The sequence below is a fragment of the Pseudomonas sp. GL_103 genome, assembly GCF_057835175.1.
In genome coordinates this window covers 4,581,764-4,606,565 of sequence record NZ_CM174420.1, presented here as the reverse complement: position 1 = coordinate 4,606,565, position 24,802 = coordinate 4,581,764, and the positions used below count along the sequence as shown (strand labels likewise).

The window sequence follows — 24,802 nt, the reverse complement described above, 5'->3', positions numbered from 1 at the left end:
CCTTCGCGAGCAAGCCCGCTCCCACATTTTGACCGTATTCCAATGAAAGAACGCGGTCACCTGTGGGAGCGGGCTTGCTCGCGAAGAGGCCCTCAAAGTTTGAGCTGACCGATAGCCTTGCTCAACTCCCCGGCCAACGCCGCCAGTTCATTGCTGGTGGTCGCCGAAGTCACCGTCTGCTGCACCGTGTTCTCGGTCACGTCACGGATGCTCACCACCGCCCGGTTCATCTCTTCCGCCACCTGGCTCTGCTGCTCGGCCGCCACCGCGATCTGCGTGTTGCTTTCACGCATCTGCGCCACCGCGCCGGTGATCTCGGCCAATGCCGCGCCGGCCTCTTGCGCCTGTTGTACACAGTCGTCGGCCTTGAACGAGCTCTCTTGCATGAAATCCACGGCGTCCCGCGTGCCGGCCTGCAACGCCGAGACCATGAGGGTGATTTCATCCGTGGAGGCCTGCACGCGTTTGGCGAGGTTGCGTACTTCATCGGCGACCACCGCGAAGCCGCGACCCATCTCGCCGGCCCGGGCCGCTTCGATCGCGGCGTTCAGCGCCAGCAGGTTGGTCTGCTCGGCGATGCTGTGAATCACGTTGACCACGCCATTGATCTTCTGGCTGTCTTCGGCCAGACGTTGAATCATCTCGGCGGTCTGCTGGACGCCGGTGGACAGTCCGGCAATCGACCGCTGCACCCGTGTCACGACCTCCTGCCCGCTGCCGGCCAGGGAATTGGCCGATTGCGAAAGGTCACGGGTGGCACCCGCGTGTTGGGCGATGTGATAGACCGTGGCGGTCATCTCATTGATCGCCGTGGCGGCCTGATCGGTTTCGCTTTGCTGGCCCAGCATGCCGTGGCGCACTTCATTCATGCTGGCCGCCAGCCGCGCGGCGCCGATGTCCAGCTGCCGGGCGGTGCTGGCGACGGTGTTGACCACCCGTTGATAACCGGCCTGCATGGCGTTGAAGGCGTTGGCCATTTGCCCGACTTCGTCGCTGCAAGCCAGTGGTACGCGGGCCGACAGGTCGCCGGTTTTCTCCACGTGCAACATGACGTCTTTCAAGGTATTGAGCTGGCTGAGCAGGAAGCGGATCAATAACTGCGATGCGCCGAGCATTGCCAGCATCAGGATGAACACCGCCAACGCGTAGTTGGGGAAGCGTTCGCTGAACACTTGGCTCAGGCTTGGACCATGGGCAATCACAGCGACCCGCTGGCCGTCGGCACGGGTAAACACTTCTGCACCCATCAACGGATTGTCACCGAACAGCGGCATCACGTTGATCTCGACCCAGCCGTTTGCATTGATGAGTTCGGGAATGGGTTGTTCATTCAGCGACGGCGCCTGTCCGCGATTGAACGTCAGCAGGTTGTCGGCGTGGGGCAGCGGTTGCCCGGCGGGCCAGGTTTCGAGCAATCGCGCCTGGGCCTGGGCCGAGGCCTGGGCGGCGTGACTGCGGGCCTGCTGTTCGAGTTGCACCGCGTACAGCACCAGCAACAGGGTGGTGACGAAAGCGACGGCGTTGACCGCCCAGAATTTGTATTTCAGCGAGATATTGCTAAGCCAGGCACCCATGGAGGTCTTCTCTGATAGCGGAAACAGTTTTGGCAAGGTGCCATTATTGTGCCGCTACTCAGGTGGCTGATTCTTGATGCAGATCAACTTCAAACCTGTGGTTACTGGGGGATTGATGGCAAGCCGTAGAACTCCCGTGCGCACGCGGTGGTGTGCGCCGCCAGATCTTCCTGGCTTTCCCCGCGATGCAGCGCCACTTCGCGCAGTACTTCGGTCAGGTACGCCGGCTCGTTTCGCCCGTTTTTCGGCTTGGGGCGCAGGCTGCGCGGCAGCAGGTACGGCGCATCGCTTTCGAGCATCAGGCGCCCGCGCTTGATCTCCTTGACCAGCGGATGCAAATGCGTGCCCCGGCGCTCGTCGCAGATCCAGCCGGTAATGCCGATGTGCAAGTCCAGGTCGAGATAGCTGAACAGTGCCTTCTGTTCACCGGTGAAGCAGTGCACCACGGCGGCCGGCAGTCGGTCGCGGAAGTCGCGCAGGATTTCCAGCAAACGCTGGCTGGCATCGCGTTCGTGGACAAAAACGGGCAACTGCAATTCAACGGCCATGGCCAGGTGTTCTTCGAAGACCTTTTCCTGCTGCGGGCGCGGCGAGAAATCACGGTTGAAATCCAGCCCGCATTCACCCACGGCCACCACATTCGGTTCCATGAGCAAGCTGCGCAAACGTTGGGCGCTGTCGGCGTTCCAGTCGCTGGCGCAGTGAGGGTGAATACCGGCGGTGGCGAACAGGCGCTGAGCGCTTTCGTCCAGTTGTTGGCACAGCTCAAGAGCCTGTTCACTGCCCTCGACACTGGTGCCGGTCAGCACCAGTTGGCACACGCCGGCCGCGTAGGCACGGTCGAGTACGGCCTGGTGTTTGTCGGCAAAACTGGCGTTGGTCAGGTTGACGCCGATATCGATGAGTTGCATGGTGCTACCTCGGCCCAAAGGCCGGAAAGCATATCAGAGCCGTGGATTTATAAGAAAAACCAAGAACTACAACGGGTTAACGCTGTCTCTTGAGCCGCGGACCAGGCCGGGTTGGTAGTTTTGCCATCATTGTGCCAGTCTTTCGCACTTTGCCAGCGCCTTGGGCGCTCTGTTTTTGTCGCCGCGCTTGATGGTTTTCGTCATTGAAGCGGGCCTCATATTCTTTCCGGAGAGTGGATGATTCGTCCCTCGGTTTTGCTACTGCTGTGTTGTTCGCTGCTACTGCCGATGTCGGCGGTCGCGCGTCTGCCCGGGCCGCTGCAAGCCGTACCGGCCAGCAAGGTGCGCGACCTTGTGGAAATTCGCAGCAGTCGTGTGCTGCGGGTGTTGGTCAACCAGAGCCGCAACAGTTCCGGCGAAGTCCAGGGGCAGGCGATCGGGGTCGAATACCATCGCCTGAGAGCGTTCGAGCACTACCTCAACGGCCACGCCCGTGACGGCCAGGAAATCACCCTCAAGATCATTCCCAAGGCCAAGGATCAACTGCTCGGCGCATTGCAGCGCGGCGAGGGAGATCTAGTGGCGCCAGGCGAGTTGCTCGATCTGCAACCGGGCTTCGCCGTCAGCACCAGTGAGCCGATTGCCAGCAACATCCCGTTGGTCCTGGTGGGCATCAAGGGCGAACGCCGCTACACCAGGCTTGAACAGCTTTCCGGCAAGACCCTGGCATTACCCGCCGGCAGCGCCGCCGGGGATGCCGTCAGCCAGATCAATCAAAAGCTCGCCTTGCACAAACTGCCACCGGTCACCATCGAATGGGTCGATCCGACCCTTGCCGTCGAGGACGTGCTGGAAATGGTGCAGGGGGGGATCTTCCATCTGACCATCGTCGAGCAGCCGATCGCCGAGCGCTGGGGCAAGATCCTGCCCAAGCTGCGTTTCGACAAGCAGGTACTCATCAGCGAGCCGGGAGAAGAGTTCTGGTTCGTGCGCCGTGATGCGTCGATGCTGCGGGCCAGCATTGATCGCTTCCTCACCGTCTACAAAAAACCATCGGATCAGGACGCCGCGTTCCTGCGGATCTATCGTCGTCTCTATCAAGTGCACTATCCACTGGCCAAGGCGGACCGGCAGCGCCTGGAAAAACTTCGCCCGGTGCTGCAGAAACACGCCGATGCCCAGGGCATGGACTGGCTGAACCTGGCGGCGCTGGCCTTCAAGGAGTCAGCCCTGCAACCCGCCGCCCGCAGTGGCGGTGGCCCCACCGGTCTGATGCAGATCACGCCTTCTGCGGCGCAGCGAGTGGGAGTCAACAATATTCAGGACCTTGACGGCAATGTGCAGGCCGGGGCCAAGTACCTGGCGATGATCCGGCGCAAATTCTTTGCCAGCCCCAAACTCAACGAGCGCGAACGCATGGCCTTCGTGCTGGCGGCCTACAACATCGGGCCGGAGCGGGTGCAAGGCATGCGCGCCGAAGCCCGGCGGCGAGGCTTGAATCCCAACCAGTGGTTCTTCCAGGTCGAACGCGTGGCCATGGAGCAAGTGGGTATGGGGCCCGTCAGCTATGTTAATAGCGTGAACAAGTATTACTTGGCATTCGACCGGGAGCGGGAGTCGTTGGAGCCCCAGGGGCAAAAGATTGCCTCACGCAAATGATCAACTAATCTGATTGTTATTACGGGTTTTTTGCGCTTTTAATATGTGAATTACTGATTAATATAGCGGCCAACCAACACACACACTTACAAGGAATGAAACAGCATGAGCACTCTGATCAACAAGGTAGTGTCTACCCGCGCCGGCTACGGCCTGACCGTTCTGCGCATCGTGGTCGGCATTGTTTTCGCCGCTCACGGCTCGCAGAAACTCTTCGGGGCATTCGGTGGCTATGGTTTGGCTGGAACCGCGCAGTACATGGAAAGCATCGGACTGACGCCGGGTTACCTGATGGCGGCACTGGCGGGCGGCACCGAATTCTTCGCCGGCCTGGCCCTGATCATCGGCTTGCTGGTTCGCCCGGCCGCGCTGGGCCTGATCTTCCTGTCACTGGTTGCGATTTTCTCGGTGCACATCAGCAACGGTCTGTTCATGGCCAACAACGGTTATGAATTCGCCCTGGCGTTGCTCGGTGGCAGTATCGCGGTATTGATCGAAGGTGCGGGCAAACTCTCGGCGGACCGTGCCATCGCCGATTGACCGCTCTGGTTCAACAAAAAAGGCCCGCATTGTGCGGGCCTTTTTTGTTGAGCGTCATTCTTGACACTGTCCAGTCAGCTTCTCTAGGATGTTGCTCATGCGCCGATTTAAACAGCTACTTGCGGGGCGCCAGGTGACTCATCCAGTTGCCGATAGAAGCCGGAACAGGCTTCGAAATACCGCTAAAGCGCTGGTTCGGTGTTGCCTCTCACCTGCCATGCAGACTTTTGAGGCAGAGACACGACACAATGAATGCACTAAACGCCGTTGTACGTCCCGCGCCGATCACGGCACATTTGACCCAGCGCAATCCAAAAATCCTGCTTGGCGGCCAACATCAGCCGACGCTCTTGCGTTATCTCGATGGCTGGCCACGTCGTACCGGCGGTCCTGCTGCCTTCCTGATCCAGTTTGTCGAAGACGGTGAGTCCCTCGCTCGTTTCGCCGACGACAGTTTTGATCTGGCAGTGATTCAGTCCCCCTGCCTCGAAGATGCGCCTGAAGTGATCCGGCAACTGACCCGTGTTGCCCGGCAAGGGCTGATTACCCGGCGTTAAAGCTCACGGGTAGTCGATCGCCACGATGTAGACGCACTGCTCACCGGTCGGTGTCTGGACCCGGACTTCGGCGTCCAGTGCCTTGCCGATCAGGGCGCGGGCCAAGGGCGAGTCAATGCTGATCAGGCCCTGTTTGAGGTCCAGTTCATCCGGCCCGACAATGCGGTAGCGCGACTCTTTGCCGTCCTCGTCTTCGATCGTGACCCAAGCGCCGAAATAGACCTTGTTCGGATCGCTGGGTTTTTCGCTGACAACCTTGAGCGCTTCCAGGCGTTTGGTGAGAAAACGCACGCGGCTGTCGATCTCTCGCAGCATCTTTTTGCCATAGGTGTATTCGGCGTTCTCCGAGCGATCACCCTGGGCCGCGGCTTCGCTGACGGCCTGGGTAACCTGGGGCCGACGTACATGCCACAGTTCATGGAACTCGGCGCGCATCCGCGCTTCACCCTCGGGGGTGATCAGCGCGGTGCCTGCGGTGCGGGGAGGGCGGTAACGGCTCATGACAGCTTCTTGTGGTGAGGATGGCAGGAGTCTATCAACCCTCGCGCAGGACTGTCAGCGGGCTGGCGTTCAATGCCCGACGGGTGCCGAACACTCCGGCACCACCAATGAGCACGGCGCCCACCAGTGGCAGCACCAACAGCCACGGGTGCGGATGCCACGGCAGGTCAAAGGCATAGCGGTAGAGCACCCAACTCACCACTTCCGAACCCAGCGCCGCCAGCAAGCCACTGACTGCACCCAGCAAACCGAACTCGATACGTCGAGCCTTGACCAGCAATTGTCGCTCCGCCCCCAGCGCACGCAGCAACGCACCCTGGCGAATGCGTTCATCCAGCGTCGCTTGCAGGCCGGAGAACAGCACCGCCATTCCCGCCGCCAACACGAACAACAACACGTACTCCACCGCCAGGGTCACCTGGGCGAGGATGCTGCGCAGTTGCTCCAGCAAGGCTTCGACCTGCAGGATGGTCACCGCCGGGAAGGCGCGGGACAGATCGACAATCTGCTGATCGTGACCCGGTGCCAGATAGAAACTGGTCAGGTAGGTCGCCGGCAGATCCTTGAGGGTGCCGGGCTGGAAGATCATGAAGAAGTTCGGCTGGAAGTTGTCCCAGTTGATCTCCCGCAGGCTGGTGACCTTCGCCTCGCGATTGACCCCGCCAACGCTGAAAACCAGATGGTCGCCGAGCTTGATTTTCAGGCTTTCGGCGACCTTGCCTTCTACCGACACGCCGGGAACATCGTCCGGCGTCTGTTCGCTCCACCAATTGCCGGCCGTGAGTTTGTTGCCCGCCGGCAGGTCCGCGGCCCAGGTCAAGCTCAGGTCGCGCTGGATTGCCCGATCACCTGCCGACTCCTTGGTGACGATTTGCTGCACCGGCTCGCCGTTGATGTTGATCAAGCGCCCCGGCACCACTGGGTAAAGCGGTGCCGATTGCGCCGACACGGCAATCAGGTGATCGGTGAAGGCCTGTTTGTCCGCCGGCAGGATGTTCAGGGCGAAGTAGTTCGGTGCGTTTTTCGGCAGCTGGTTCTGCCAGGTGTCCAGTAACTCGCCGCGCAGCAGCGCAATCAGCGCCATCGACAGCAGAATCAGGCCGAACGCCAGGGACTGGCCCGCCGCAGCGAGCGGATGGCGCAGCAGTTGGCCGAGTCCCAGGCGCCAGGGCAAGGACGCACGCGCAAGCATGCGCCGCAGACTCTTCAACAGCAGCAACAACAAGCCGCCCAGCACCAGCGCTGCAATCACGCCGCCGCCGAGCAGGGCAAAGGTCAGCACCAGGTCCAGGCTCAGGCGCCACATGATCAGGGCGAGGGCGCCCAGCGCGGCGCCGTAGACCATCCAGGTGCTGGAAGGGATCGGCAGCATGTCCCGGCGCAGTACGCGCAATGGCGGAACCCGGCCCAGAGCCGCCAGAGGTGGCAAGGCGAATCCGGCCAGCGCCACCAGTCCGGTGCCGATCCCGGCAACAGCCGGAAACAGCCCGCCCGGAGGCACGTCGGTCGGCAACAAGTCATGCAGCAGGGCAAACAACCCCAGTTGGGCTAGCCAGCCGAGCAGGGCGCCGCTGATGCTGGCCAGCAGCCCGAGTACGGTCAGTTGCAGGCTGAACAACACCATGGTTTCCCGGCGCGATAGCCCGAGGCAGCGCAGCAAGGCACTGGCATCGAACCGGCGGGTGGCGAAGCGGGTTGCCGACAGCGCCACCGCCACGCCGGACAGCAACACCGCCACCAGGCTGGCCATGTTCAGGTAGCGTTCGGCCTTGCCCAGGGCGCCGCCGATCTGCCGATTGCCGTCGCGTGCGTCCTGCAAGCGCTGGTTGGCGGCGAGCCCCGGTTTGATCAGTTGCCGATACGTCTCAAGTGCCTGAGCGTTGCCTCGCCATAATTCGCGATAGCTGACCCGGCTGCCGGGCTGCACCACGCCGGTGGCCGCAAGATCGTCGAGGTTGATCAGCACTCGGGGTGTCAGGCTGTAGAAATTGCCGGCGCGATCGGGCTCGTAAGTCAGCACCCGCGCCAGTTTCAGGGTTTTCATGCCGACATCGATGCTGTCGTCGATCTTCAGGTCCAGGGCGGTCAGCAGGCGTGCCTCGACCCAGGCTTCACCGGGTTGCGGTCCGCCCCCGACTGTTTCCGTGGCGAAGGGTGCGGGCGCGCTTTTCAATTCGCCGCGTAGCGGGTAGGTGTCATCGGTCGCCTTGATGCTGGACAGCTGGATGCTGTTGTCGGTGGCGATGACGCTGGAGAACTCCACCACTTGAGCGTGTTCCAGGCCCAGTTCGGTGCCGCTTCTTATCTGTTCGGGGCGCGCAGGCGAACTGCCTTCGAGCAGCAGGTCGGCACCGAGGAATTCGGTAGCGCGCAACATCATGGCGCCGTTCAGGCGCGCGCCAAAGTAACCGATGGCGGTGCTGGCGGCCACGGCCACCAGCAAGGCGAAAAACAACACGCGCAATTCACCGGCGCGGGCATCGCGCAGCAATTGGCGGATGGCGAGACTGAACAGGCGCAACAGCGGCAGACGTGCCATCAAGGCTCCAGAGGGGCGACCAGCAGGCCGGCTTCAAGACGGATCAGGCGCCGGCAGCGATGGGCCAGGCGTTCATCGTGAGTCACCAGTACCAGGGTCGTGCCGCGTTCCTGGTTGAGCTCGAACAGCAAGTCGCTGATGCGCTCGCCGGTGTGGCTGTCGAGGTTGCCGGTCGGTTCGTCGGCGAACAGTACATCGGGCTCGGCGGCAAACGCGCGGGCAATCGCCACGCGTTGTTGCTCGCCGCCGGAGAGCTGGCGCGGCGAGTGAGTCAGGCGTTGGCCCAGTCCCACCCGCTGCAGCAATTGGGTGGCGCGTTCGCGGGCGTCTTTGCGGCCATCGAGCTCCAGCGGCAGCATGACGTTTTCCAGGGCATTGAGACTGTCGAGCAGCTGAAACGATTGAAAGACAAAACCCACGTGCTCGGCGCGGATGCGCGCACGCTGGTCTTCATCGAGGTTGCTCAGGCCTTGCCCGGCGAGAGTGACTTCGCCGCTGCTCGGCAGGTCGAGGCCGGCGAGCAGGCCCAGCAGGGTGGACTTGCCGGAGCCGGAAGCGCCGACGATGGCCAGGCTATCGCCCTTGTTCAGTTCCAGGCTGAGTTGGTGCAGGATGGTCAGTTCACCTTCCGCGCTGGGAACCACTTTGCTAAGGTCCTTCGCGATGAGAATGCTTGCGCCCATGGAGAGTCCGATGCGTGTCTGGTTTTTGAGTGCTGGCCTGGCCTTGATGTGCATGGCCCAAAACGCAGCGGCGGGTACAGTCCTGATCGTTGGCGATAGTATCAGCGCCGGTTTCGGGCTGGATACCCGGCTGGGGTGGGTGTCGCTGCTTGAGCAACGGCTCAGGCGCGAAGGTTTCGACGACAAAGTGATCAATGCGTCCATCAGTGGCGACACCAGTGCCGGAGGCCAGGCGCGCCTGCCCGCGCTGCTTGCAGAGCATAAACCGGAACTGGTGATCCTCGAGTTGGGCGGCAATGACGGGCTGCGCGGGATGCTGCCAACTCAATTGCAACAAAATCTTGCTTCGATGATCGACAGCTCCCGGGCCAGCGGCGCCAAGGTGTTGCTGCTCGGCATGCAATTGCCACCCAATTACGGTGCGCGTTACACAAAAGCCTTCGCCGAGGTCTACAGCAACCTGGCCGATGAGAAAAAGATCCCGCTGGTGCCGTTTTTCCTCGACGGCGTGGGCGGCCATCCGGACTTGATGCAGGCTGACGGCATTCACCCGGCGGCCGGGGCCCAGGACAAGTTGCTGGAAAATGTCTGGCCTACTCTAAAACCGCTGTTATGACACTTTTCTAGAAGCAGGCTTTCGGCTAAGGTGGCGCCCCCGATTTGGAGCCCCCGATGCCGCGTCCCGCCTGGTCACTATTTGCCTATCAACTGATCGAGCCTGACGAACAGCTGGATCTGTTCGCCTGCCAGGAAGTGCGGGTGCATCTGGTGACCCGTCAACTGGAGTTGGGCGGTTCGGCGGACCGGACCCTGTGTGGCAGTCTGTTGCCGGCGCAACCGCGCTGGTCGAGTGTTGATCGCCGGGTGTTTCAGGATCAGCGGCTGTGTTCGTTGTGCCGGGCCATTCTTGAGTCGCAGAAGCGGGGTACGTCGCCGATCTGGCCTGAATTGCGGTTCGAGCTTTGATCCGTCAGGAGTCGAGGCGGCCTGATAGCCGGCCTTTGCTTTGTTGACTGAGTACATATCCATTCCTGCGGTCACGGCCACCTATGGTTTCGCCCTTACGGCGAGTCCCTTTTGGCAAACGCCCCAAAAGGAACCAAAAGGTCTCGCCGGTATGACTCACCCACATAGGTAACAAAACAGTTCAAGCACATAGGTAACAGTTTTTAACTGGCACTGGTCGATTCCGAGGATCTGACCATGCCGCGCCGAGGCGTCAATGCGCCACGGGGGCAGTCTAAGAAGCCATCGCGAGCAAGCTCGCTCCCACACCGGATCGAGGCTAATCGCAAAATCGACTTGCACTGCCTGCAATCGGGCCATCTCCCCGAAATAACGGACAGCGGTGTACAATCGCGCTCTTATATCTCTGTTGATCATGCGAAGGATTTTCCGGATGTTGCCGCGCTTTCCTGCCGTCACCCGCTGCCTGACTCTTGCCGCCCTCTTTGTGGCCGGTCCAGTCGCAGCATTGGAGCTTCCCCTGCCACCGCCCGGTGAGGACATCATCGGCCAGGTGCAGGTGATCAAGGCCAAGTACGAAGATACCTTCGCCGACCTTGGTACCACCTACGATCTGGGCTACACGGAAATGGTCGCGGCCAACCCGGGTGTCGATGCCTGGTTGCCAGGCGTCGGCACGGAAATCATCCTGCCGACCCGCTTCATCCTGCCACCAGGCCCGCGCGAAGGAATCGTGATCAACCTGGCCGAGTACCGCCTCTACTACTACCCCAAAGGCAAGAACGTGGTGTACACGTTCCCGCTGGGTATCGGTCGTGAAGGCTGGGGCTCGCCGATTGCCCACACCAACATCACCGCCAAGACACCGAACCCTACCTGGACGCCTCCGGCTTCGATCAAGGCCGAGCACGCAGCAGACGGTGATCCGCTACCCAACGTCGTGCCGGCCGGCCCTGACAACCCGCTGGGGCCGTTCAAGTTCACCCTGGGCACACCGGGCTACCTGATCCACGGTTCGAACAAGAAGTTCGGCATCGGCATGCGCACCAGCCACGGTTGCTTCCGCATGTTCAACAACAACGTGCTGGAAATGGCGGGCATGGTGCCGGTCGGTACGTCGGTGCGGATCATCAACGACCCGTACAAGTTTGGCCTGAGTGGCGGCAAGGTCTATCTGGAGGCGCATACGCCGCTGGACGACAAGGGCAACCCGTCGGTGGTCGACAAGCACACCGCGGTCATCAATGCGATGCTCAAGCGTGAAGACATCACCAACAACCTGCGCATGAACTGGGATGTGGTGCGTGATGTGGTCGCCGCTGAAGACGGCTTGCCGGTTGAGATCGCTGTGCCGGGCAACGGCGTTGCGCCGATGGTGTCCAGCATGCCGATCGACCCGCTGCAGTAACGATGGCAAAGAACCCGTCGGCGCGGACCGCGTCGACGGGTTTTTTATTGCCTGGAGAAACGCCGGGCAATAAAAAAGCCGACCCAAAAAATGGGTCGGCTTGATAACAATCCCGAAGGATTATTACTTGCGGCTAGCTTTGTCCAGCATGCGCAGAGCACGCTCGTTAGCTTCGTCAGCAGTCTGTTGTGCTTTTTGAGCAGCAGCCAGAGCTTCATCAGCTTTACGGTAAGCTTCGTCTGCACGAGCCTGGGAGCGAGCAGCTGCGTCTTCAGTAGCGGTCAGACGTGCTTCGGTTTCTTTCGATGCGCTGCTGCAACCGGTAGCCAGAACTGCGGCCAGAGCCAGAGCAGAGAATTTCAGAACGTTGTTCATCGTGTTCCCCTTCAAGGACTTTCTATTAAGTAGCTATCTCCTCCGATTGAGGAAATAGCCGGCGTACATACTACCCATTACTTGTAGTAAGTAAAACTGACGTGACGCAAGAAGCAAAAAAAATTGTAGGCGTTGATTCTTTTTCGAGCAACTTTTAACTGAATTGTTTAAAAAATATCCAGCTGCAAGGCCCGTGGCTGAGCGAGCTGACAAGAAAAAGTTCCTGCGGCACGGCGCTGTTTTTCAGTCTGGCTAAAGTCCGCCTACATGGATTCGTCTACACTTTTGTTCGGCTTTTGTGTGGCGCCTCTCAATATCTTTCACGATGTTCAGGTGACTTTAACAACGGGCGCTCGTCTTAAGTCTCAACATCCGGCAATGTACAGGCTATCGACCCGGAGTGATCTTCGGTCGAGCCAATCCTGCGTGATCCGGAGCAGCACCCGCCAACCCGCACGATGACGAGCGCACCTTGAGCATTTCTGCCAATGGTGCCTACTATTTGTACGTGCTCGGTAGCGCGAGATCGGTGCAGCTCTTCTCGGTGTCCATTCAGGCACGGGGTGGCGTAGATGTTCCTTCGCCGGAAAAACATCGGTAAGGTAGGGGTCGGAATTCCAGACCCGCGAGGAGTAGTGATGAGCGAGGCGTTGTCCATCCACCATGACCAGGCTGGTCATCAGTTCGAGACCAATGTGGACGGTCATCGTGCCTATCTGACCTATATGGATCTGGGGAAACAGACCCTGGATATCTATCGCACCTTCGTGCCCAACGCATTGCGTGGTCGCGGTATTGCGGCAGCCTTGACCGAGAAGGCGCTGGAGTACGCTGACGAAATGGGCTACACCGTCATTCCATCGTGCTCCTACGTCGAGCGCTACATGGAGCGTCACCAGCGGCATGCGGCCAAGCTGAGCCAGTGACCTTCAACAAAACGAACGCATAAAAAAACGCCGGGTTAAGCCCGGCGTTTTTTTGTGTGCGCTTTTTGCGGCGCCAACCAGGCGATCAGCTGCGATCGCGTTTAGGCAGCACATCCTTGAGCTTGGCATGCATGCTGCGCAAGGTGTTTTCGGTCGCGGTCCAGTCGATGCAGGCGTCGGTGATCGACACGCCGTACTGCAGGTCGGCAAGGTCTTTCGGGATCGCCTGGGCGCCCCAGTTCAGGTGGCTTTCTACCATCAGGCCGATGATCGACTTGTTGCCTTCGAGGATCTGGTTGGCGACGTTCTCCATCACCAGCGGCTGCAGGGCCGGATCCTTGTTGGAGTTGGCGTGGCTGCAATCGACCATGATGTTCGGCTTGATCTTCGCCTTGTTCAGCGCCTGCTCGCAGAGCGCAACGCTGACCGAATCGTAGTTCGGCTTGCCGTTGCCGCCGCGCAGCACCACGTGACCGTAGGCATTGCCCTTGGTGGTCACGATCGACACGCCACCTTCCTGGTTGATGCCCAGGAAGCGGTGCGGGCTGGAAACCGACTGCAGGGCGTTGATCGCCACGGTCAGGCCGCCATCGGTGCCGTTCTTGAAGCCGACGGCCGAGGACAGGCCGGAGGCCATTTCACGGTGAGTCTGGGATTCGGTGGTGCGCGCGCCGATGGCCGACCAGCTGATCAGGTCCTGCAAGTACTGCGGGGAGATCGGATCGAGGGCTTCGGTGGCGGTCGGCAGGCCTTTTTCGGCCAGGTCGAGCAGCAACTGGCGACCGATGTGCAAGCCGTCCTGGATCTTGAACGAGTCGTCCAGGTACGGGTCGTTGATCAAGCCTTTCCAGCCGACGGTGGTGCGTGGCTTTTCGAAATACACGCGCATGACCAGATACAGGGTATCGGACACTTCGGCGGCGAGAACCTTCAGGCGCTCGGCATATTCGTGGGCGGCCTTGATGTCGTGGATCGAGCAAGGCCCGATGACGACGAACAGGCGATGGTCGGTGCCATCCAGAATGTTGCGAATGACTTCGCGGCCCTTGGTGACGGTGCGCAGTGCTGCGTCGCTCAAGGGAATATCGCGCTTGAGCTGATCGGGAGTGATCAGTGTCTCGTTGGAGGCGACGTTTAGGTCGTTGATCGGTAAATCAGCCATCGTTTACTCGTCAGGTCACGGGTGCCGGCCGCCAGCGAACCCGCGCGGCGGAGCACAGCAAATTAAGCGCGTCGGGGAGCCGAACCTTAGCGCGTTACACCGTGGCTCGACAATGGGCAGACGCCGGTTTGGTGGGCTTTCGCAGTCAGTTTCCCTGCCGCGAGGGGCAAACCGATCAAGAACGCCTCTATTCCAGCACCGGTTGCGCAAAAGCCTTGCGTACCGAATCGTGAGAGAACTCGTCGGCATGCTCCTGGACCCATTCGAGGGCCAGGGCCTGAATATCCTGCAAGTCTTCTTGGGCGTCATGCAGGCGGCAGTAGCGTTCGATCTGGCACACCTGCTCGCCCATTCGGGCGCTGAACAGCGTTTGTTCGTCGACGAAGGCGATACCCACCAGATAACCGCGTTTGCGTCGCAGGCACCAGGCGACATAGCCCAGATAGCGCATGTCCGGGTTCACGGTCGGCATGCGTACCTCCAGCGCCGTGCCGTGGCGCCACGCGCGGTGATAATTGCAAGCCATGCCCCCGAGACTGATAGTGTGCAGCTGTCGTCGCGAAATACACTCAGGTTTCAGCAACGTTAACTCGACGGGCACATCGTCAGGGTGAGGAATGAATCGTCCCATGAACACAGACTCCATGTGTCGGCCATCTGACATTGTTCTCCCCAGTATAGTGGTCGAATTGGAACTGACCGATTTTGACGCCGACCAACGGCTGCTGGCGATGAGCGGTGTATCGCTGGTCATTTTCACCAGTGTCGGCTGCGCCAGTTGCCGTTTTGCCCGCGAGCAATTGCCGACACTCGACCTGGCAGTCGATCGACTGTGCTGGATCGATGCCGGCAACAACGGCGGGGTGGTCGAGCGTTATCAGGTCTTTCACTTGCCGGCGCTGTTTGTCGTTCGCGACGGCGAATTCTTTGGAGCACTGAAATCACGCCTGACCGACACCGAGCTCAATCGAGCCGTGCGCCAGGCGCTGAGTCGAACAGCAGAGGAGTTGCCATGATGGGAACAGTTGCCAGGCCGACGATCGGCATTATCGGGACCGGCGCAATCGGCGGTTTCTACGGAGTGATGCTGGCGCGTGCCGGTTTTGATGTGCATTTTCTGCTGCGCAGCGAGTTTTCCGCTGTGGCCGACCACGGGTTGCAAGTCGATAGCGCGCCCCACGGTGCGTTGAAACTGAATCCGGTGCAGGCTTATTCAAGCGCTGAAGACATGCCGCCCTGCGACTGGCTGCTGGTGGGGGCGAAAACCACCAGCAACGCCGACCTGGCACCCGCCATCCTGCAAGCGGCGGCACCGAACGCCAAGGTATTGCTGCTGCAAAACGGCCTGGACGTCGAAGACAGCCTGCGCGCGTTGCTCCCCGATTCGCTGCATGTGCTCGGAGGGCTGTGCTACATCTGCGTCCATCGCGAGGCGCCGGGCGTCATCACCCATCAGGCGCTCGGCGCGGTGCATGTGGGTTATCACAGCGGTCCCGCCGAAGGGCCGACACGCAGCGCAATAGTCGAAGAGGGCGTCGGGCTGTTTCGCAGCGCCGGCCTCGACTCCCAGGCCATGGCGAATTTACATCAGGCGCGTTGGCAAAAACTGGTCTGGAATATCCCTTACAACGGTCTCTCGGTTTTGCTGGGGGCGAGCACCACACCGTTGATGGCCGATGCCGACAGTCGCGAGCTGATCAAGGCGCTGATGGCTGAAGTGGTGCAAGGCGCAATCGCCTGCGGGCACGACGTACCGGCTGGGTATGCCGAGCATTTATTCATGGTGACCGAGAAAATGCCCGACTACTGGCCGAGCATGTACCACGATTACTTGCACAAGCGCCCGCTGGAACTGACTGCGATCTACGCCCGGCCTTTGGCGGCGGCGAAGGCAGCCGGATGTGAGATGCCACGCATCGAGGCCTTGTATCGCAGTTTGAGTTTCATTGATCGACGCAACACCTGAGTAGACCGACCTGAGGGGGAAGGGCATGCCAAAGGCAATTGACGACAAGCTGGTGCTGGCGATTTCTTCGCGGGCGCTGTTCGACCTGAGCGAAAGCCACAAGGTCTACCTGTCGAGTGGCGTCGAAGCCTACCGGCAATATCAGATTGAACATGAAGACGAAATCCTCGAGCCCGGCGATGCCTTCCCTTTGGTGCAGAAACTCCTGAACCTCAACAATAGCCTCGGCCGCGCCCGGGTCGAGGTGATTCTGGTGTCGCGCAACAGCGCCGACACCGGGCTGCGGGTGTTCAACTCGATTGACCATTACGGGCTTGCCATTTCCCGTGCGGCCTTTGTCGGCGGGCGCAGTCCGTATCCCTACCTCAAGGCCTTTGGCTGCGACCTGTTTCTCTCGACCCACGCCGAAGACGTACGCAATGCACTGGACGCCGGGTTCGCGGCCGCGACCATTCTGTCGGGTGGTGCCAGCCGTGCGGCCAGCGACGAGTTACGCATTGCCTTTGACGGAGACGCGGTGCTGTTTTCCGATGAGTCGGAGCGCATTTATCAGGCCGGTGGTCTGGAGGCGTTCCAGGCCAGCGAGCGTGAGTCCGCCCGCGAGCCGTTGCGCGGAGGGCCGTTCAAGGGCTTTCTCGCGGCCCTCAACCTGTTGCAGCGTGAGTTCCCGGAGGACACCTGTCCGATCCGTACCGCGCTGGTCACGGCGCGATCGGCGCCGGCCCATGAGCGGGTGATCCGCACGTTGCGCGAATGGGACATCCGTCTCGACGAGTCGCTGTTCCTCGGCGGCCTGACCAAGTCGGCCTTCCTCGAGGCCTTCGCGGCCGACGTGTTTTTCGACGATCAGGCCGGCCACTGCGAATTGGCCCGTGAAGTCGTCGCCACCGGTCATGTGCCCCATGGCATAAGCAACGAGCAAAAGGTTTAAGCCCGCCGTTCAATGCGTTGCGCCGGACGCCGTAGTCGCCACGGCACTGCTAAGCTGAATCAAATCTCCGCCATGTTGGCAGTCGAGGAGGTCATATGATTCGTACGATGCTGTATGCCACTGACCTTGGCCTGTACGCGCCCGTGGTGATGCAGCATGCCCTGGAACTGGCCAGGACCTTCAATGCCGGTTTGTATGTCGTGCATGCGGTTGAACCCATGGGGTTGTTTGCCGAATCGGTGCTGCAAAGTTATCTCGATGAACAGGCGCTGAACGAGTTTCACAGCCAGGGCCTGAATACAGTGATCGCCAGTATCGAGCAGCGGGTGCTCGACAGTTTTCGTGAGGAGTTGGGGGATGAAGGGGAGCACGACCTGGAGCGGATTCAGGCAGTACGGGTGCTGCAGGGCGATCCGTCGCAGGTGATTCTGGACCAGGCGCAGAAACTCTCCGTGGATTTGTTGATCGTAGGTAGTCACAGCCACGGTGCCGGTGCGGAAACGCCTTTGGGGCGAACCGCCGCCCGTGTGTTGCAACTGTCCAAGGTGCCGGTCTATCTGGTGCCGCTGGTGCAACGTCGTCGCCAAGGGGACCGCTAGGACACGAATAGTGGCAATCTGATAAAAAAGTTCTAGATTTATTCTTCGTGCCATTAATATAGTTATATACCGTCGCTGATGCCCGTGGCGTCTACCTGCTTTGAGGGATTCATATGAAGCTTCAACAATTGCGCTACATCTGGGAAGTGGCGCACCACGACCTCAACGTTTCCGCTACAGCCCAAAGCCTTTACACCTCTCAACCCGGCATCAGCAAGCAGATCCGTCTGCTGGAAGACGAACTGGGCGTCGAGGTTTTCGCTCGCAGCGGCAAGCACCTGACCCGCGTTACCCCGGCCGGCGAGCGCATCATCACCACCGCTGGCGAGATCCTGCGCAAGGTTGAAAGCATCAAGCAGATCGCCCAGGAATTCTCCAACGAGAAGAAAGGCACCCTGTCGATTGCCACCACTCACACCCAGGCGCGTTATGCGTTGCCGCCGGTGATCAGCAATTTCATCAAGCAATACCCGGACGTGGCCCTGCACATGCACCAGGGATCGCCCATGCAAATTGCCGAAATGGCCGCTGACGGCACCGTGGATTTCGCCATCGCCACCGAAGCGCTCGAGCTGTTCGGTGACCTGGTGATGATGCCGTGCTACCGCTGGAACCGTTGCGTGGTCGTGCCTCAGGGCCACCCGCTGACCAAGCTGTCGAAACTGACCCTCGAAGCACTGGCCGAATACCCGATCGTAACGTACGTGTTCGGTTTTACCGGCCGTTCGAAACTCGACGAAGCCTTCAGCCATCGCGGCCTGACGCCGAAAGTGGTGTTCACCGCTGCTGACGCCGACGTGATCAAGACCTATGTTCGCCTGGGACTGGGCGTGGGCATCGTGGCGAAAATGGCGGTCGATACCAAGCTCGATAGCGACTTGGTAGTACTCGATGCCAGCGAATTGTTCGAGTCCAGCGTGACCAAGATCGGCTTCCGTCGCGGCACCTTCCTGCGGGGTTTCATGTGCGACTTCATCGAGAAGTTCGCACCGCACTTGACCCGCGAAGTCATGGCCAAGGCCATTCAATGCCACAACAAGCAGGAATTGGAAGAGCTGTTCGAGGGCGTCGAACTGCCCGTTCACTGATAGCGTTTGCTACCGGTCAAACCACCTCGGTGACAGCGAACTGTTGCCGAGCGCCCGCCACCATGATCTCCACCTCGTCACCTTCGAACTTGCCCAGCAGGCTTTTGCCCAGCGGTGAGCGCGGGGTGATGACGGTAATCAGTTGCCCCACCAGATCGACCTTCAGCCCGGCTGCATCGGGGGCCAGAAACAGCCATTGTTCGCGCCCCTTTTCATCCTCCAGTCCCAGCAGCGCGCCCACTTCGATGCCCCGCTGATCGTCATAAGGGCGCAGGGCGAGGTTCTGGCAGAGGTTCAGTGACTGGCGAATTTCCTCGCCCCGCCTGGCTTGCCCGGCCGCGAGATAGGACGCTTCCAGCCCCAGGGTGTCGTACTTGTTCTCGGCGATGTTTTCTTCGTGGGTCGCCGTTTCGTAGGCGGTTTGCGCGGCCCGCTCGGCAATGTCGAGATCGATCCGCAGCTTGTCGAGAATCAGTTGGTGGACGGTTTGCTTATTCATGATCAGTCGCAGAATTGCAGGACGTTGGCGCGGCTTTTTTCGCTGGGTGCAGTCCGGTCCTGTTGCAGCCAGAACTGACAGTTCGGGTTGGCCAGGTTGCGACTGCTGCTGCGTGCCTGATCGAGCCGTTGCTGCTGCTCGTTCTTGCGCAGGTTTTCTTCATATTGCTCGAACAGCGGGCTCTGTGGCGGAATGCTCGGCACCGGTTGAGTCACCGCGGGTGGTTGGGCCAGTTGCTCTACTGCCGCCGCGACCGGGGCGAGTTGCTCGCTGAAAAGCAGGCGCGACGCGAGCCAGCAGGTCAGCACAATGGCAATGAACCCGAGCCACATGCCAAGGGCGATGCTGCCGGTCAGTTGCAGGGCGTTGAGGCTGATCGGGAAGGATCGGCGCGGAGTGGGGCGGTGGGGCATGGATGCCTCCTGGCGAAAGGTCACTGGCGGATGGCGATTGTCGCATGAAGAATAATCGCCGTCGGCTCTTCTGCACGGGGTAATTTATGCGGACAATCGGCGCCTTTGCCAACGGGAGCCTGGAATGCCTGAAATGAAAACCCGCTGGGATATTTTTTGCACCGTGGTCGACAACTTCGGCGACATCGGCGTGACCTGGCGACTGGCCCGGCAACTGGTGGCCGAACATGGACTGGCGGTGCGTCTATGGGTCGATGACCTGCGAGCGTTCGAGCGCCTGTGCCCGGAAATCGACATCCACGCTGCACAGCAGTGGCAGCACGACGTCGAAGTGCGCCAATGGCCCGCCGAGTGGCAGCCGACCGAAGCCGCCGATGTGGTGATTGCTGCCTTTGCCTGCCAATTGCCGAGCGCCTATATGGACGCCATGGTCGAACGGGAAAAAACGCCGCTGTGGATGAACCTCGACTATCTGAGTGCCGAGGACTGGGTGATCGGCTGCCACGGTTTGCCCTCGGTGAAGTACAAAAGCGTGCAGAAGTTCTTTTTCTTCCCGGGATTCCAGAAGGGCACCGGCGGACTGTTGCGTGAGCGAGGGTTGCTGGAACGGCGTCGGCAATTTCAGCAAAATCCGCAGGCTCAAAGAGAGTTCCTGCAAGGTATGGGGATTGATCCTGCGCCCGGCGCGCAGCTGATCTCATTGTTTGCCTACGAAAACAGCGGTCTGGCCAGTTGGCTCGATGCAATGGCTGGCGATTCTACGGCCACTCATCTGCTGGTGCCGGAAGGGCGGATTCTCGGCGATGTCGAGCGCTGGCTCGGTGTGCAGGGGCTGGCGGCCGGTGCCGTGCATGTGCGTGACGCCTTGACCGTGCAAGTGCTGCCATTCGTCCGCCAGGACCAATACGACCGGTTGCTGTGGTGCTGCGATTTCAATGCCGTGCGCGGCGAAGATTCCTTCGTGCGCGCTCAATGGGCGGGCCGGCCATTTCTCTGGCACATTTACCAGCAGGAAGAAGACATCCACCTGGACAAGCTCGAAGCCTTCCTCGAACTCTATGTAAAGGGGTTATCTGCGCCTGCGCGGGAGGCGATCAGCGGTCTCTGGCGGGCGTGGAACGCCGGTGAAAAAATAGCCGACCACTGGCAATTCACCCGTAAACACTGGCCAGAGCTGGAAAAACACGCCGAGGCGTGGTGTCAGGAACAGGCCTTGCAGGCCGATCTTGCCACGGCGCTGGTACAGTTTTATGGAAATTGGATATGATACGCGGCCTAGATTTTTGTAAATCCCATCCAAATTCGGATATTCGCAATGAAAACTGGTAAAGAACTGAAACCCGGGACCGTGATTCGTCTCGAAAACGATCCTTGGCTGGTTCAGAAAGCTGAATTCACCAAGTCCGGTCGTAACAGCGCGATCATGAAGACCAAGCTGAAGAACCTGCTGACCGGTTACAAGACCGAGATCGTTTACAGCGCCGACGACAAGCTGGACGACGTAATCCTCGACCGCAAAGAAGCGACCCTGTCCTTCATCAGCGGCGACACCTACACGTTCATGGACACCACCGACTACACCATGTACGAGCTGAACGCTGAAGACATCGAAGCCGTTCTGCCTTTCGTTGAAGAAGGCATGACCGATGTTTGCGAAGCGATCTTCTTCGAAGAGCGTCTGGTTTCCGTAGAGCTGCCGACCACCATCGTGCGTCAGGTTGACTACACCGAAGGTTCCGCTCGCGGCGACACTTCCGGCAAGGTAATGAAGCCTGCCAAACTGAAGAACGGTACCGAGCTGTCGGTTGCTGACTTCATCGAAATCGGCGACATGATCGAGATCGATACCCGCGAAGGCGGTTCCTACAAAGGCCGTGCCAAATAAGCACAGCTTCAGGAATGAAAAAGCCCGACCATTGAGTCGGGCTTTTTTGTGCCTGCGATTTCGGGTTCAACCAGAAACCCTGTGGGAGCGAGCTTGCTCGCGATGGCGTCTTTACATTCGATGTTTATGTCGACTGACACACCGCCTTCGTCGGAACGCCGCCCGGAGCAAGCCCGCTCCCACATGTTGTTCTGCGCTATTTCTTCAGGTGTTGCTTGAGTTCTTCAGACGCCTGCAGCATTGCCGAACGCACCGCTGGCACCTGGCTCACCACATTGAGCAAACCGTAGTCGTGGATCATGCCGTTGTAGCGAACCGAGGTCACCGGCACACCGGCTTCATCGAGTTTACGGGCGTAGGCTTCACCTTCGTCGCGCAAAACGTCGGCTCCGGCGGTCTGCACCAGCGCTGGAGGCAATCCTTTCAACTGGGCGCTGGTCGCACGCAGTGGCGAGGCGTAGATCTCGTTCCGCTGATTGGCGTCGGTGGTGTAGTTGTCCCAGAACCACTTCATCATGTTTTTGGTGAGGAAGTGCCCCTCGGCAAACTGGTTGTAGGACGCCGTTTCGAAGTTGGCGTCAGTCACCGGCCACAGCAGCACCTGGAACCTGATCGCCGGTGTGCCCTTGTCCTTGGCCATCAGCGCAACCACCGCCGCCATGTTGCCACCGACACTGTTGCCGGCTACCGCCAGGCGCTTGCCATCGACGTTGATCTCTTGACCGTGTTCGGCCACCCATCGGGTTGCCGCGTAAGCCTGGTTGATCGCCACCGGGTAATGCGCTTCCGGCGACGGCGTGTAGTTCACGAACACGGCCGCGGCACCCGAGCCCGTCACCAGGTCACGCACCAGCCGCTCGTGGGTCGGGAAGTCCCCCAGCACCCAGCCACCGCCGTGGAAGAACATGAACACCGGCAGCTCACCCTTGATCCCGGCAGGCCGGACGATGGTCAGGCTGATCGGTTGGCCGTCGACTTGAATGGTCTTCTGGCTGACATCGGCTTTTGGCAGTGTCAGCTTCACCCCGGCCTGCGCGCCTACCAGAACGGCGCGGGCCTCGGCGGGCGTCATTTGCTCCATCGGCTTGCCGGTGCCGGCATTCAGCGCATCGAGGAACGCCTGGGTGTTGTGTTCAACCCCGGTACTTGCGAACGCGTTCCCGATGGACAAGGCGAGAAGGGTACCGGTCAAGACTTTGCTGAAAGTGTTCATGTTCGTTTCCTGTTCGGGCCTGGGTAGTCAGCGCTTAGACGGTTACGTGCAGACGCACATCGACATTGCCACGGGTGGCGTTGGAGTACGGGCAGACCTGGTGGGCCGCATCGACCAGTGCTTGTGCGTCGGCCTGTTCAAGGCCCGGCAGGCTGATGTGCAGGTCGATGTCCAGGCCGAAGCCGCCAGGGATCTGGCCAATGCCGACGTGGGCGGTGATCGAAGCGTCGTTCGGGATGCTGCGCTTGGTCTGGCTGGCCACGAATTTCAGGGCACCGATGAAGCAGGCGGAGTAGCCGGCAGCGAACAGTTGCTCAGGGTTGGTGGCCGCGCCGCCGGCACCGCCGAGCTCTTTCGGCGTGGCGAGCTTGACGTCGAGGATGTTGTCGCTGGAAACCGCACGACCGTCACGGCCACCGGTGGAAGTTGCGATTGCGGTGTAGAGAGTTTGCATGATGAAAGCCTCGTTCAGGGTTTGGTTTATTTGCGCTAAATGTTTGCGCGCTAAGTAAGTGCGAGGTGAATGTATCGCGCAAATATTTAGTGCGCAATATAATTTTTCAAAGAAATTTGAAAAAAGCGAAAAGGCAGCGGGGGCGTTTTGGTTATAAGTGTTGAGTTAGAGCTATCGAGGGGGGATTTTTCAGTGGGAATTTTTTTCAGGAAGAGGTGGCAAGCCCAATTTTCTGGTGGGCCGCAGAGCTACTGTGGGAGCGAGCTTGCTCGCGATGGCGGTGTGTCAGTCAGCATCATTGCTGAATGTGACGCTGCAATCGCGAGCAAGCTCGCTCCCACAGGGGGATGTGCTGGCCTTGAAACTACAGGCTGTCTTGCAGGTGGCGACGCAGCTCCTGCAGCTCCGCTTGCAGCTTTTGCAGGCGCTCCACGGTCATCCCGCTGGCGCCGAGGATGCACTGGGGAACATCACGGGCCTTGTCGCGTAAGGCCCGGCCCTGTTCGGTGAGTTCGACGATCACCACCCGCTCATCTTCGCGGCTGCGGGTTCTGCTGAGCAGGCCTTCGGCTTCCAGGCGCTTGAGCAGTGGCGTCAACGAGCCAGGATCGGTCAGCAACCGCGTGCTGATTTCACCTACGGTCAAACCGTCCCTTTCCCACAGCACCATCATCGCCAGGTATTGCGGATAGGTCAGGCCCAGCGCTTGCAGCAAGGGTTTGTAGACCTTGGTCATCATCAGCGAAGTGGAATGCAGGGCAAAGCAGGCCTGATTGTCCAGCAGCAGGTTGTCGCAGTTGTCCGGGGTGTTGCGCTCGGTGGTCATGTCGAAGCCTTGATCTGTGATCTCAAGAATCTAGCGGGCGAATCTTTCATGCGCCAGATAATTTTGATCAGTGCCGTTGCAAATGGGTTTGCAGCACCAGATCCCAGGGTGGAATCGGGCTGAAGCGGGTTTTCAGGTACTCCAGCAACAAGCGACTGCGGGAGTTGGGCTGCTGTTCCAGGCGCAAGGCGTAGATGCCGGCGCTTTCCGGTTTCGGCAGGCCGCTGTCGCAGAACAGAGGCAGCAGCTCACCCCGCAACAGGTACTCGCTGGCCAGCCAGGTCGGCAAATGCGCGATACCCAGTCCGGCCAATGCGCCGCACACCAGCGCCTCGGCATTGTTGGCGCTCATGCGGATCCGCGCCGGCCGGTGCAACTGCATTTGCCCGTCGCGCTCGAAACGCCAGGCGAAGGGCGGGGCCAGGCCATCCCAGTCGAGTCCGTCGTGTTCAATCAGCTGTGTCGGCTCGGTCGGCACGCCGCGACGCCGCAAATAATCAGGGCTGGCGCAGGCGATACGCACCATGCTCGCCAATGGCGTGGCCACCAGCCGGGTATCGGCCAATTGCCCGGCGCGCAACACCAGATCGACCTTGCCGAGGTTCAGGCCCTGCATGTCGACGAAGCTGTCGATCAAGTGCAGTTGCACATCGAGCCCGGGGTAGAGCATCAGGAAATCGGCAATCACCGGTGCCAGGTGCCGGCGACCAAAGGCTGCCGGCGCATCGATACGAATCAGGCCTTCCGGCGCGCTGCTCAGGGACACGGCCTCGGCCCGGGCCAGGCGCAACTCGGCGACGATCCGCCGTGCGCGTTCGGCAAAGGCCAATCCCGCCGGGGTGGCACGTACCGCATGCGTGCTGCGGATGAACAGCTGACTGCCGACCGCGCTTTCCAGGCTGTCGATACGCCGTGCCACGGCCGAAGGGGTCAGCGGATGACGGCGCGAGGCGGCGGAAAAACTGCCGGTTTCCAGCACGTCGAGGAACAAGGCCAGTTGGTCAGTCAGTTGATTGGGGTTCATGGCAGGATTGCGCCTGTGCGAATTTGGCACAGCCATTGTGCGTTGCTGTGCGTTTCCGTGCCAGAAGCAACTGCGTAGGATCAAAGGCCTGACGGAAACGGGG

General features: G+C 60.3%; 28 protein-coding genes. 14 read left to right on the top strand and 14 right to left on the bottom strand.

Going from position 1 to position 24,802, the window contains the following annotated elements:
• Positions 1-92: 92 nt before the first annotated feature.
• Both AC3IP0_RS20590 and AC3IP0_RS20585 read right to left on the bottom strand, forming a co-directional pair.
• Positions 93-1,574 (bottom strand): methyl-accepting chemotaxis protein, encoded by a 1,482-nt coding sequence (locus tag AC3IP0_RS20590; protein WP_489316803.1) that lies wholly within the window; start codon positions 1,572-1,574, stop codon positions 93-95.
• Between the two features lie 101 nt (positions 1,575-1,675).
• A complete protein-coding gene (locus tag AC3IP0_RS20585) occupies positions 1,676-2,485 on the bottom strand; it encodes a TatD family hydrolase (RefSeq protein ID WP_489316802.1) in 810 nt (269 codons plus the stop codon).
• Between the two features lie 237 nt (positions 2,486-2,722).
• Here AC3IP0_RS20585 and AC3IP0_RS20580 point away from each other — a divergent pair, with 237 nt between their 5' ends.
• The 3 genes from AC3IP0_RS20580 to AC3IP0_RS20570 all read left to right on the top strand — a co-directional run bounded on the left by AC3IP0_RS20580 (position 2,723) and on the right by AC3IP0_RS20570 (position 5,241).
• Entirely contained in the window at positions 2,723-4,144 is a 1,422-nt protein-coding gene (locus AC3IP0_RS20580) for an MltF family protein (RefSeq protein ID WP_489325746.1), read from the top strand.
• Positions 4,145-4,249: 105 nt separating this feature from the next.
• The gene (locus tag AC3IP0_RS20575) at positions 4,250-4,684 is read left to right on the top strand and encodes a DoxX family protein (RefSeq protein WP_489316800.1); all 435 of its coding nucleotides are present in this window, start codon (positions 4,250-4,252) and stop codon (positions 4,682-4,684) included.
• Positions 4,685-4,932: 248 nt separating this feature from the next.
• Positions 4,933-5,241 carry a class I SAM-dependent methyltransferase gene (locus AC3IP0_RS20570; protein ID WP_489325745.1) on the top strand — a complete coding sequence of 103 codons (309 nt, stop codon included), beginning with the start codon at positions 4,933-4,935 and terminating at the stop codon, positions 5,239-5,241.
• A gap of 3 nt (positions 5,242-5,244) precedes the next feature.
• Here the strand turns inward: AC3IP0_RS20570 and greB are convergent, their stop codons facing one another.
• Genes greB through AC3IP0_RS20555 form a run of 3 tightly spaced genes read right to left on the bottom strand, consistent with a single transcriptional unit; the run spans position 5,245 to position 8,964 of the window.
• Positions 5,245-5,742 (bottom strand): transcription elongation factor GreB, encoded by a 498-nt coding sequence (gene greB / locus AC3IP0_RS20565; protein ID WP_007973570.1) that lies wholly within the window; start codon positions 5,740-5,742, stop codon positions 5,245-5,247.
• A gap of 34 nt (positions 5,743-5,776) precedes the next feature.
• Positions 5,777-8,281 carry an ABC transporter permease gene (locus tag AC3IP0_RS20560; protein WP_489316799.1) on the bottom strand — a complete coding sequence of 835 codons (2,505 nt, stop codon included), beginning with the start codon at positions 8,279-8,281 and terminating at the stop codon, positions 5,777-5,779.
• Entirely contained in the window at positions 8,281-8,964 is a 684-nt protein-coding gene (locus tag AC3IP0_RS20555) for an ABC transporter ATP-binding protein (RefSeq protein ID WP_046043370.1), read from the bottom strand. The genes AC3IP0_RS20560 and AC3IP0_RS20555 overlap by 1 nt, the downstream gene beginning before the upstream one ends.
• A 10-nt stretch (positions 8,965-8,974) precedes the next feature.
• On the opposite strand from AC3IP0_RS20555, the gene AC3IP0_RS20550 reads away from it, so the two are divergent.
• The 3 genes from AC3IP0_RS20550 to AC3IP0_RS20540 all read left to right on the top strand — a co-directional run bounded on the left by AC3IP0_RS20550 (position 8,975) and on the right by AC3IP0_RS20540 (position 11,338).
• A complete protein-coding gene (locus tag AC3IP0_RS20550; protein ID WP_008049055.1) occupies positions 8,975-9,580 on the top strand; it encodes an arylesterase in 606 nt (201 codons plus the stop codon).
• Between the two features lie 56 nt (positions 9,581-9,636).
• On the top strand, positions 9,637-9,930 hold the full coding sequence (locus tag AC3IP0_RS20545; protein WP_003226812.1) for a hypothetical protein: 294 nt from the start codon (positions 9,637-9,639) through the stop codon (positions 9,928-9,930).
• A gap of 433 nt (positions 9,931-10,363) precedes the next feature.
• The gene (locus tag AC3IP0_RS20540) at positions 10,364-11,338 is read left to right on the top strand and encodes a L,D-transpeptidase family protein (protein ID WP_489316798.1); all 975 of its coding nucleotides are present in this window, start codon (positions 10,364-10,366) and stop codon (positions 11,336-11,338) included.
• Between the two features lie 123 nt (positions 11,339-11,461).
• On the opposite strand, the gene oprI is transcribed toward AC3IP0_RS20540, so the two are convergent.
• On the bottom strand, positions 11,462-11,713 hold the full coding sequence (oprI, locus tag AC3IP0_RS20535; RefSeq protein ID WP_003199355.1) for an outer membrane lipoprotei OprI: 252 nt from the start codon (positions 11,711-11,713) through the stop codon (positions 11,462-11,464).
• 638 nt (positions 11,714-12,351) lie between these two features.
• Between oprI and AC3IP0_RS20530 the strand changes: the two genes are divergently transcribed.
• Positions 12,352-12,639, top strand: coding sequence for a GNAT family N-acetyltransferase (locus AC3IP0_RS20530; protein ID WP_007973562.1), 288 nt, complete (start codon positions 12,352-12,354; stop codon positions 12,637-12,639).
• Between the two features lie 85 nt (positions 12,640-12,724).
• On the opposite strand, the gene AC3IP0_RS20525 is transcribed toward AC3IP0_RS20530, so the two are convergent.
• Positions 12,725-13,801, bottom strand: a complete 1,077-nt coding sequence (locus AC3IP0_RS20525) for a 3-deoxy-7-phosphoheptulonate synthase (RefSeq protein ID WP_007973561.1) — start codon at positions 13,799-13,801, stop codon at positions 12,725-12,727.
• Between the two features lie 187 nt (positions 13,802-13,988).
• Positions 13,989-14,432, bottom strand: coding sequence for a PilZ domain-containing protein (locus AC3IP0_RS20520; protein WP_489316797.1), 444 nt, complete (start codon positions 14,430-14,432; stop codon positions 13,989-13,991).
• Here AC3IP0_RS20520 and AC3IP0_RS20515 point away from each other — a divergent pair.
• From AC3IP0_RS20515 to cysB, 5 genes are all read left to right on the top strand, one after another.
• Positions 14,431-14,817, top strand: coding sequence for a thioredoxin family protein (locus tag AC3IP0_RS20515; RefSeq protein ID WP_033052386.1), 387 nt, complete (start codon positions 14,431-14,433; stop codon positions 14,815-14,817). The genes AC3IP0_RS20520 and AC3IP0_RS20515 overlap by 2 nt on opposite strands.
• Positions 14,814-15,767 (top strand): putative 2-dehydropantoate 2-reductase, encoded by a 954-nt coding sequence (locus AC3IP0_RS20510; RefSeq protein ID WP_489316796.1) that lies wholly within the window; start codon positions 14,814-14,816, stop codon positions 15,765-15,767. Before AC3IP0_RS20515 ends, AC3IP0_RS20510 begins: the two co-directional genes overlap by 4 nt.
• Positions 15,768-15,792: 25 nt before the next feature.
• Positions 15,793-16,698: a 5'-nucleotidase gene (locus AC3IP0_RS20505; RefSeq protein ID WP_489316795.1), complete on the top strand. Its 906-nt coding sequence runs from the start codon at positions 15,793-15,795 to the stop codon at positions 16,696-16,698.
• A 95-nt stretch (positions 16,699-16,793) separates the two neighbouring features.
• Positions 16,794-17,297, top strand: a complete 504-nt coding sequence (locus AC3IP0_RS20500) for a universal stress protein (RefSeq protein WP_046043379.1) — start codon at positions 16,794-16,796, stop codon at positions 17,295-17,297.
• A gap of 113 nt (positions 17,298-17,410) precedes the next feature.
• Positions 17,411-18,385, top strand: a complete 975-nt coding sequence (gene cysB, locus AC3IP0_RS20495; protein ID WP_015094029.1) for an HTH-type transcriptional regulator CysB — start codon at positions 17,411-17,413, stop codon at positions 18,383-18,385.
• A gap of 16 nt (positions 18,386-18,401) precedes the next feature.
• Here the strand turns inward: cysB and AC3IP0_RS20490 are convergent, their stop codons facing one another.
• Entirely contained in the window at positions 18,402-18,884 is a 483-nt protein-coding gene (locus tag AC3IP0_RS20490) for a GreA/GreB family elongation factor (protein WP_489316794.1), read from the bottom strand.
• Positions 18,885-18,886: 2 nt separating this feature from the next.
• Positions 18,887-19,297 (bottom strand): hypothetical protein, encoded by a 411-nt coding sequence (locus tag AC3IP0_RS20485; protein ID WP_489316793.1) that lies wholly within the window; start codon positions 19,295-19,297, stop codon positions 18,887-18,889.
• Between the two features lie 124 nt (positions 19,298-19,421).
• On the opposite strand from AC3IP0_RS20485, the gene earP reads away from it, so the two are divergent.
• Together earP and AC3IP0_RS20475 are read left to right on the top strand one after the other, a co-directional pair.
• Positions 19,422-20,564, top strand: a complete 1,143-nt coding sequence (gene earP, locus AC3IP0_RS20480; RefSeq protein ID WP_489316792.1) for an elongation factor P maturation arginine rhamnosyltransferase EarP — start codon at positions 19,422-19,424, stop codon at positions 20,562-20,564.
• Positions 20,565-20,612: 48 nt separating this feature from the next.
• Positions 20,613-21,182: an elongation factor P gene (locus AC3IP0_RS20475; RefSeq protein WP_007943632.1), complete on the top strand. Its 570-nt coding sequence runs from the start codon at positions 20,613-20,615 to the stop codon at positions 21,180-21,182.
• A 196-nt stretch (positions 21,183-21,378) separates the two neighbouring features.
• On the opposite strand, the gene AC3IP0_RS20470 is transcribed toward AC3IP0_RS20475, so the two are convergent.
• The 4 genes from AC3IP0_RS20470 to AC3IP0_RS20455 all read right to left on the bottom strand — a co-directional run bounded on the left by AC3IP0_RS20470 (position 21,379) and on the right by AC3IP0_RS20455 (position 24,699).
• Entirely contained in the window at positions 21,379-22,395 is a 1,017-nt protein-coding gene (locus tag AC3IP0_RS20470; RefSeq protein ID WP_489325744.1) for an alpha/beta hydrolase, read from the bottom strand.
• Between the two features lie 34 nt (positions 22,396-22,429).
• Positions 22,430-22,849, bottom strand: a complete 420-nt coding sequence (locus tag AC3IP0_RS20465) for an organic hydroperoxide resistance protein (RefSeq protein ID WP_046031808.1) — start codon at positions 22,847-22,849, stop codon at positions 22,430-22,432.
• Between the two features lie 364 nt (positions 22,850-23,213).
• The gene (locus AC3IP0_RS20460) at positions 23,214-23,675 is read right to left on the bottom strand and encodes a MarR family winged helix-turn-helix transcriptional regulator (protein ID WP_095944948.1); all 462 of its coding nucleotides are present in this window, start codon (positions 23,673-23,675) and stop codon (positions 23,214-23,216) included.
• Positions 23,676-23,742: 67 nt separating this feature from the next.
• On the bottom strand, positions 23,743-24,699 hold the full coding sequence (locus tag AC3IP0_RS20455) for a LysR family transcriptional regulator (protein ID WP_489316790.1): 957 nt from the start codon (positions 24,697-24,699) through the stop codon (positions 23,743-23,745).
• Positions 24,700-24,802: the final 103 nt, after the last annotated feature.

Bases quoted from the DNA above. Each gene is read 5' to 3' on its own strand.
- AC3IP0_RS20545 (WP_003226812.1), top strand. From the start codon at position 9,637: ATGCCGCGTCCCGCCTGGTCACTATTTGCCTATCAACTGATCGAGCCT.
- AC3IP0_RS20500 (WP_046043379.1), top strand. From the start codon at position 16,794: ATGATTCGTACGATGCTGTATGCCACTGACCTTGGCCTGTACGCGCCC.
- AC3IP0_RS20570 (WP_489325745.1), top strand. From the start codon at position 4,933: ATGAATGCACTAAACGCCGTTGTACGTCCCGCGCCGATCACGGCACAT.
- AC3IP0_RS20520 (WP_489316797.1), bottom strand. From the start codon at position 14,432: ATGGGACGATTCATTCCTCACCCTGACGATGTGCCCGTCGAGTTAACG.
- AC3IP0_RS20470 (WP_489325744.1), bottom strand. From the start codon at position 22,395: ATGAACACTTTCAGCAAAGTCTTGACCGGTACCCTTCTCGCCTTGTCC.
- cysB (WP_015094029.1), top strand. From the start codon at position 17,411: ATGAAGCTTCAACAATTGCGCTACATCTGGGAAGTGGCGCACCACGAC.
- AC3IP0_RS20590 (WP_489316803.1), bottom strand. From the start codon at position 1,574: ATGGGTGCCTGGCTTAGCAATATCTCGCTGAAATACAAATTCTGGGCG.
- AC3IP0_RS20455 (WP_489316790.1), bottom strand. From the start codon at position 24,699: ATGAACCCCAATCAACTGACTGACCAACTGGCCTTGTTCCTCGACGTG.
- AC3IP0_RS20505 (WP_489316795.1), top strand. From the start codon at position 15,793: ATGCCAAAGGCAATTGACGACAAGCTGGTGCTGGCGATTTCTTCGCGG.
- AC3IP0_RS20465 (WP_046031808.1), bottom strand. From the start codon at position 22,849: ATGCAAACTCTCTACACCGCAATCGCAACTTCCACCGGTGGCCGTGAC.
- AC3IP0_RS20525 (WP_007973561.1), bottom strand. From the start codon at position 13,801: ATGGCTGATTTACCGATCAACGACCTAAACGTCGCCTCCAACGAGACA.
- AC3IP0_RS20485 (WP_489316793.1), bottom strand. From the start codon at position 19,297: ATGCCCCACCGCCCCACTCCGCGCCGATCCTTCCCGATCAGCCTCAAC.
- AC3IP0_RS20530 (WP_007973562.1), top strand. From the start codon at position 12,352: ATGAGCGAGGCGTTGTCCATCCACCATGACCAGGCTGGTCATCAGTTC.
- AC3IP0_RS20490 (WP_489316794.1), bottom strand. From the start codon at position 18,884: ATGAATAAGCAAACCGTCCACCAACTGATTCTCGACAAGCTGCGGATC.
- AC3IP0_RS20460 (WP_095944948.1), bottom strand. From the start codon at position 23,675: ATGACCACCGAGCGCAACACCCCGGACAACTGCGACAACCTGCTGCTG.
- AC3IP0_RS20510 (WP_489316796.1), top strand. From the start codon at position 14,814: ATGATGGGAACAGTTGCCAGGCCGACGATCGGCATTATCGGGACCGGC.
- AC3IP0_RS20550 (WP_008049055.1), top strand. From the start codon at position 8,975: ATGCGTGTCTGGTTTTTGAGTGCTGGCCTGGCCTTGATGTGCATGGCC.
- AC3IP0_RS20560 (WP_489316799.1), bottom strand. From the start codon at position 8,281: ATGGCACGTCTGCCGCTGTTGCGCCTGTTCAGTCTCGCCATCCGCCAA.
- AC3IP0_RS20580 (WP_489325746.1), top strand. From the start codon at position 2,723: ATGATTCGTCCCTCGGTTTTGCTACTGCTGTGTTGTTCGCTGCTACTG.
- AC3IP0_RS20575 (WP_489316800.1), top strand. From the start codon at position 4,250: ATGAGCACTCTGATCAACAAGGTAGTGTCTACCCGCGCCGGCTACGGC.
- AC3IP0_RS20475 (WP_007943632.1), top strand. From the start codon at position 20,613: ATGAAAACTGGTAAAGAACTGAAACCCGGGACCGTGATTCGTCTCGAA.
- AC3IP0_RS20540 (WP_489316798.1), top strand. From the start codon at position 10,364: ATGTTGCCGCGCTTTCCTGCCGTCACCCGCTGCCTGACTCTTGCCGCC.
- AC3IP0_RS20515 (WP_033052386.1), top strand. From the start codon at position 14,431: ATGAACACAGACTCCATGTGTCGGCCATCTGACATTGTTCTCCCCAGT.
- AC3IP0_RS20585 (WP_489316802.1), bottom strand. From the start codon at position 2,485: ATGCAACTCATCGATATCGGCGTCAACCTGACCAACGCCAGTTTTGCC.
- earP (WP_489316792.1), top strand. From the start codon at position 19,422: ATGCCTGAAATGAAAACCCGCTGGGATATTTTTTGCACCGTGGTCGAC.
- AC3IP0_RS20555 (WP_046043370.1), bottom strand. From the start codon at position 8,964: ATGGGCGCAAGCATTCTCATCGCGAAGGACCTTAGCAAAGTGGTTCCC.
- oprI (WP_003199355.1), bottom strand. From the start codon at position 11,713: ATGAACAACGTTCTGAAATTCTCTGCTCTGGCTCTGGCCGCAGTTCTG.
- greB (WP_007973570.1), bottom strand. From the start codon at position 5,742: ATGAGCCGTTACCGCCCTCCCCGCACCGCAGGCACCGCGCTGATCACC.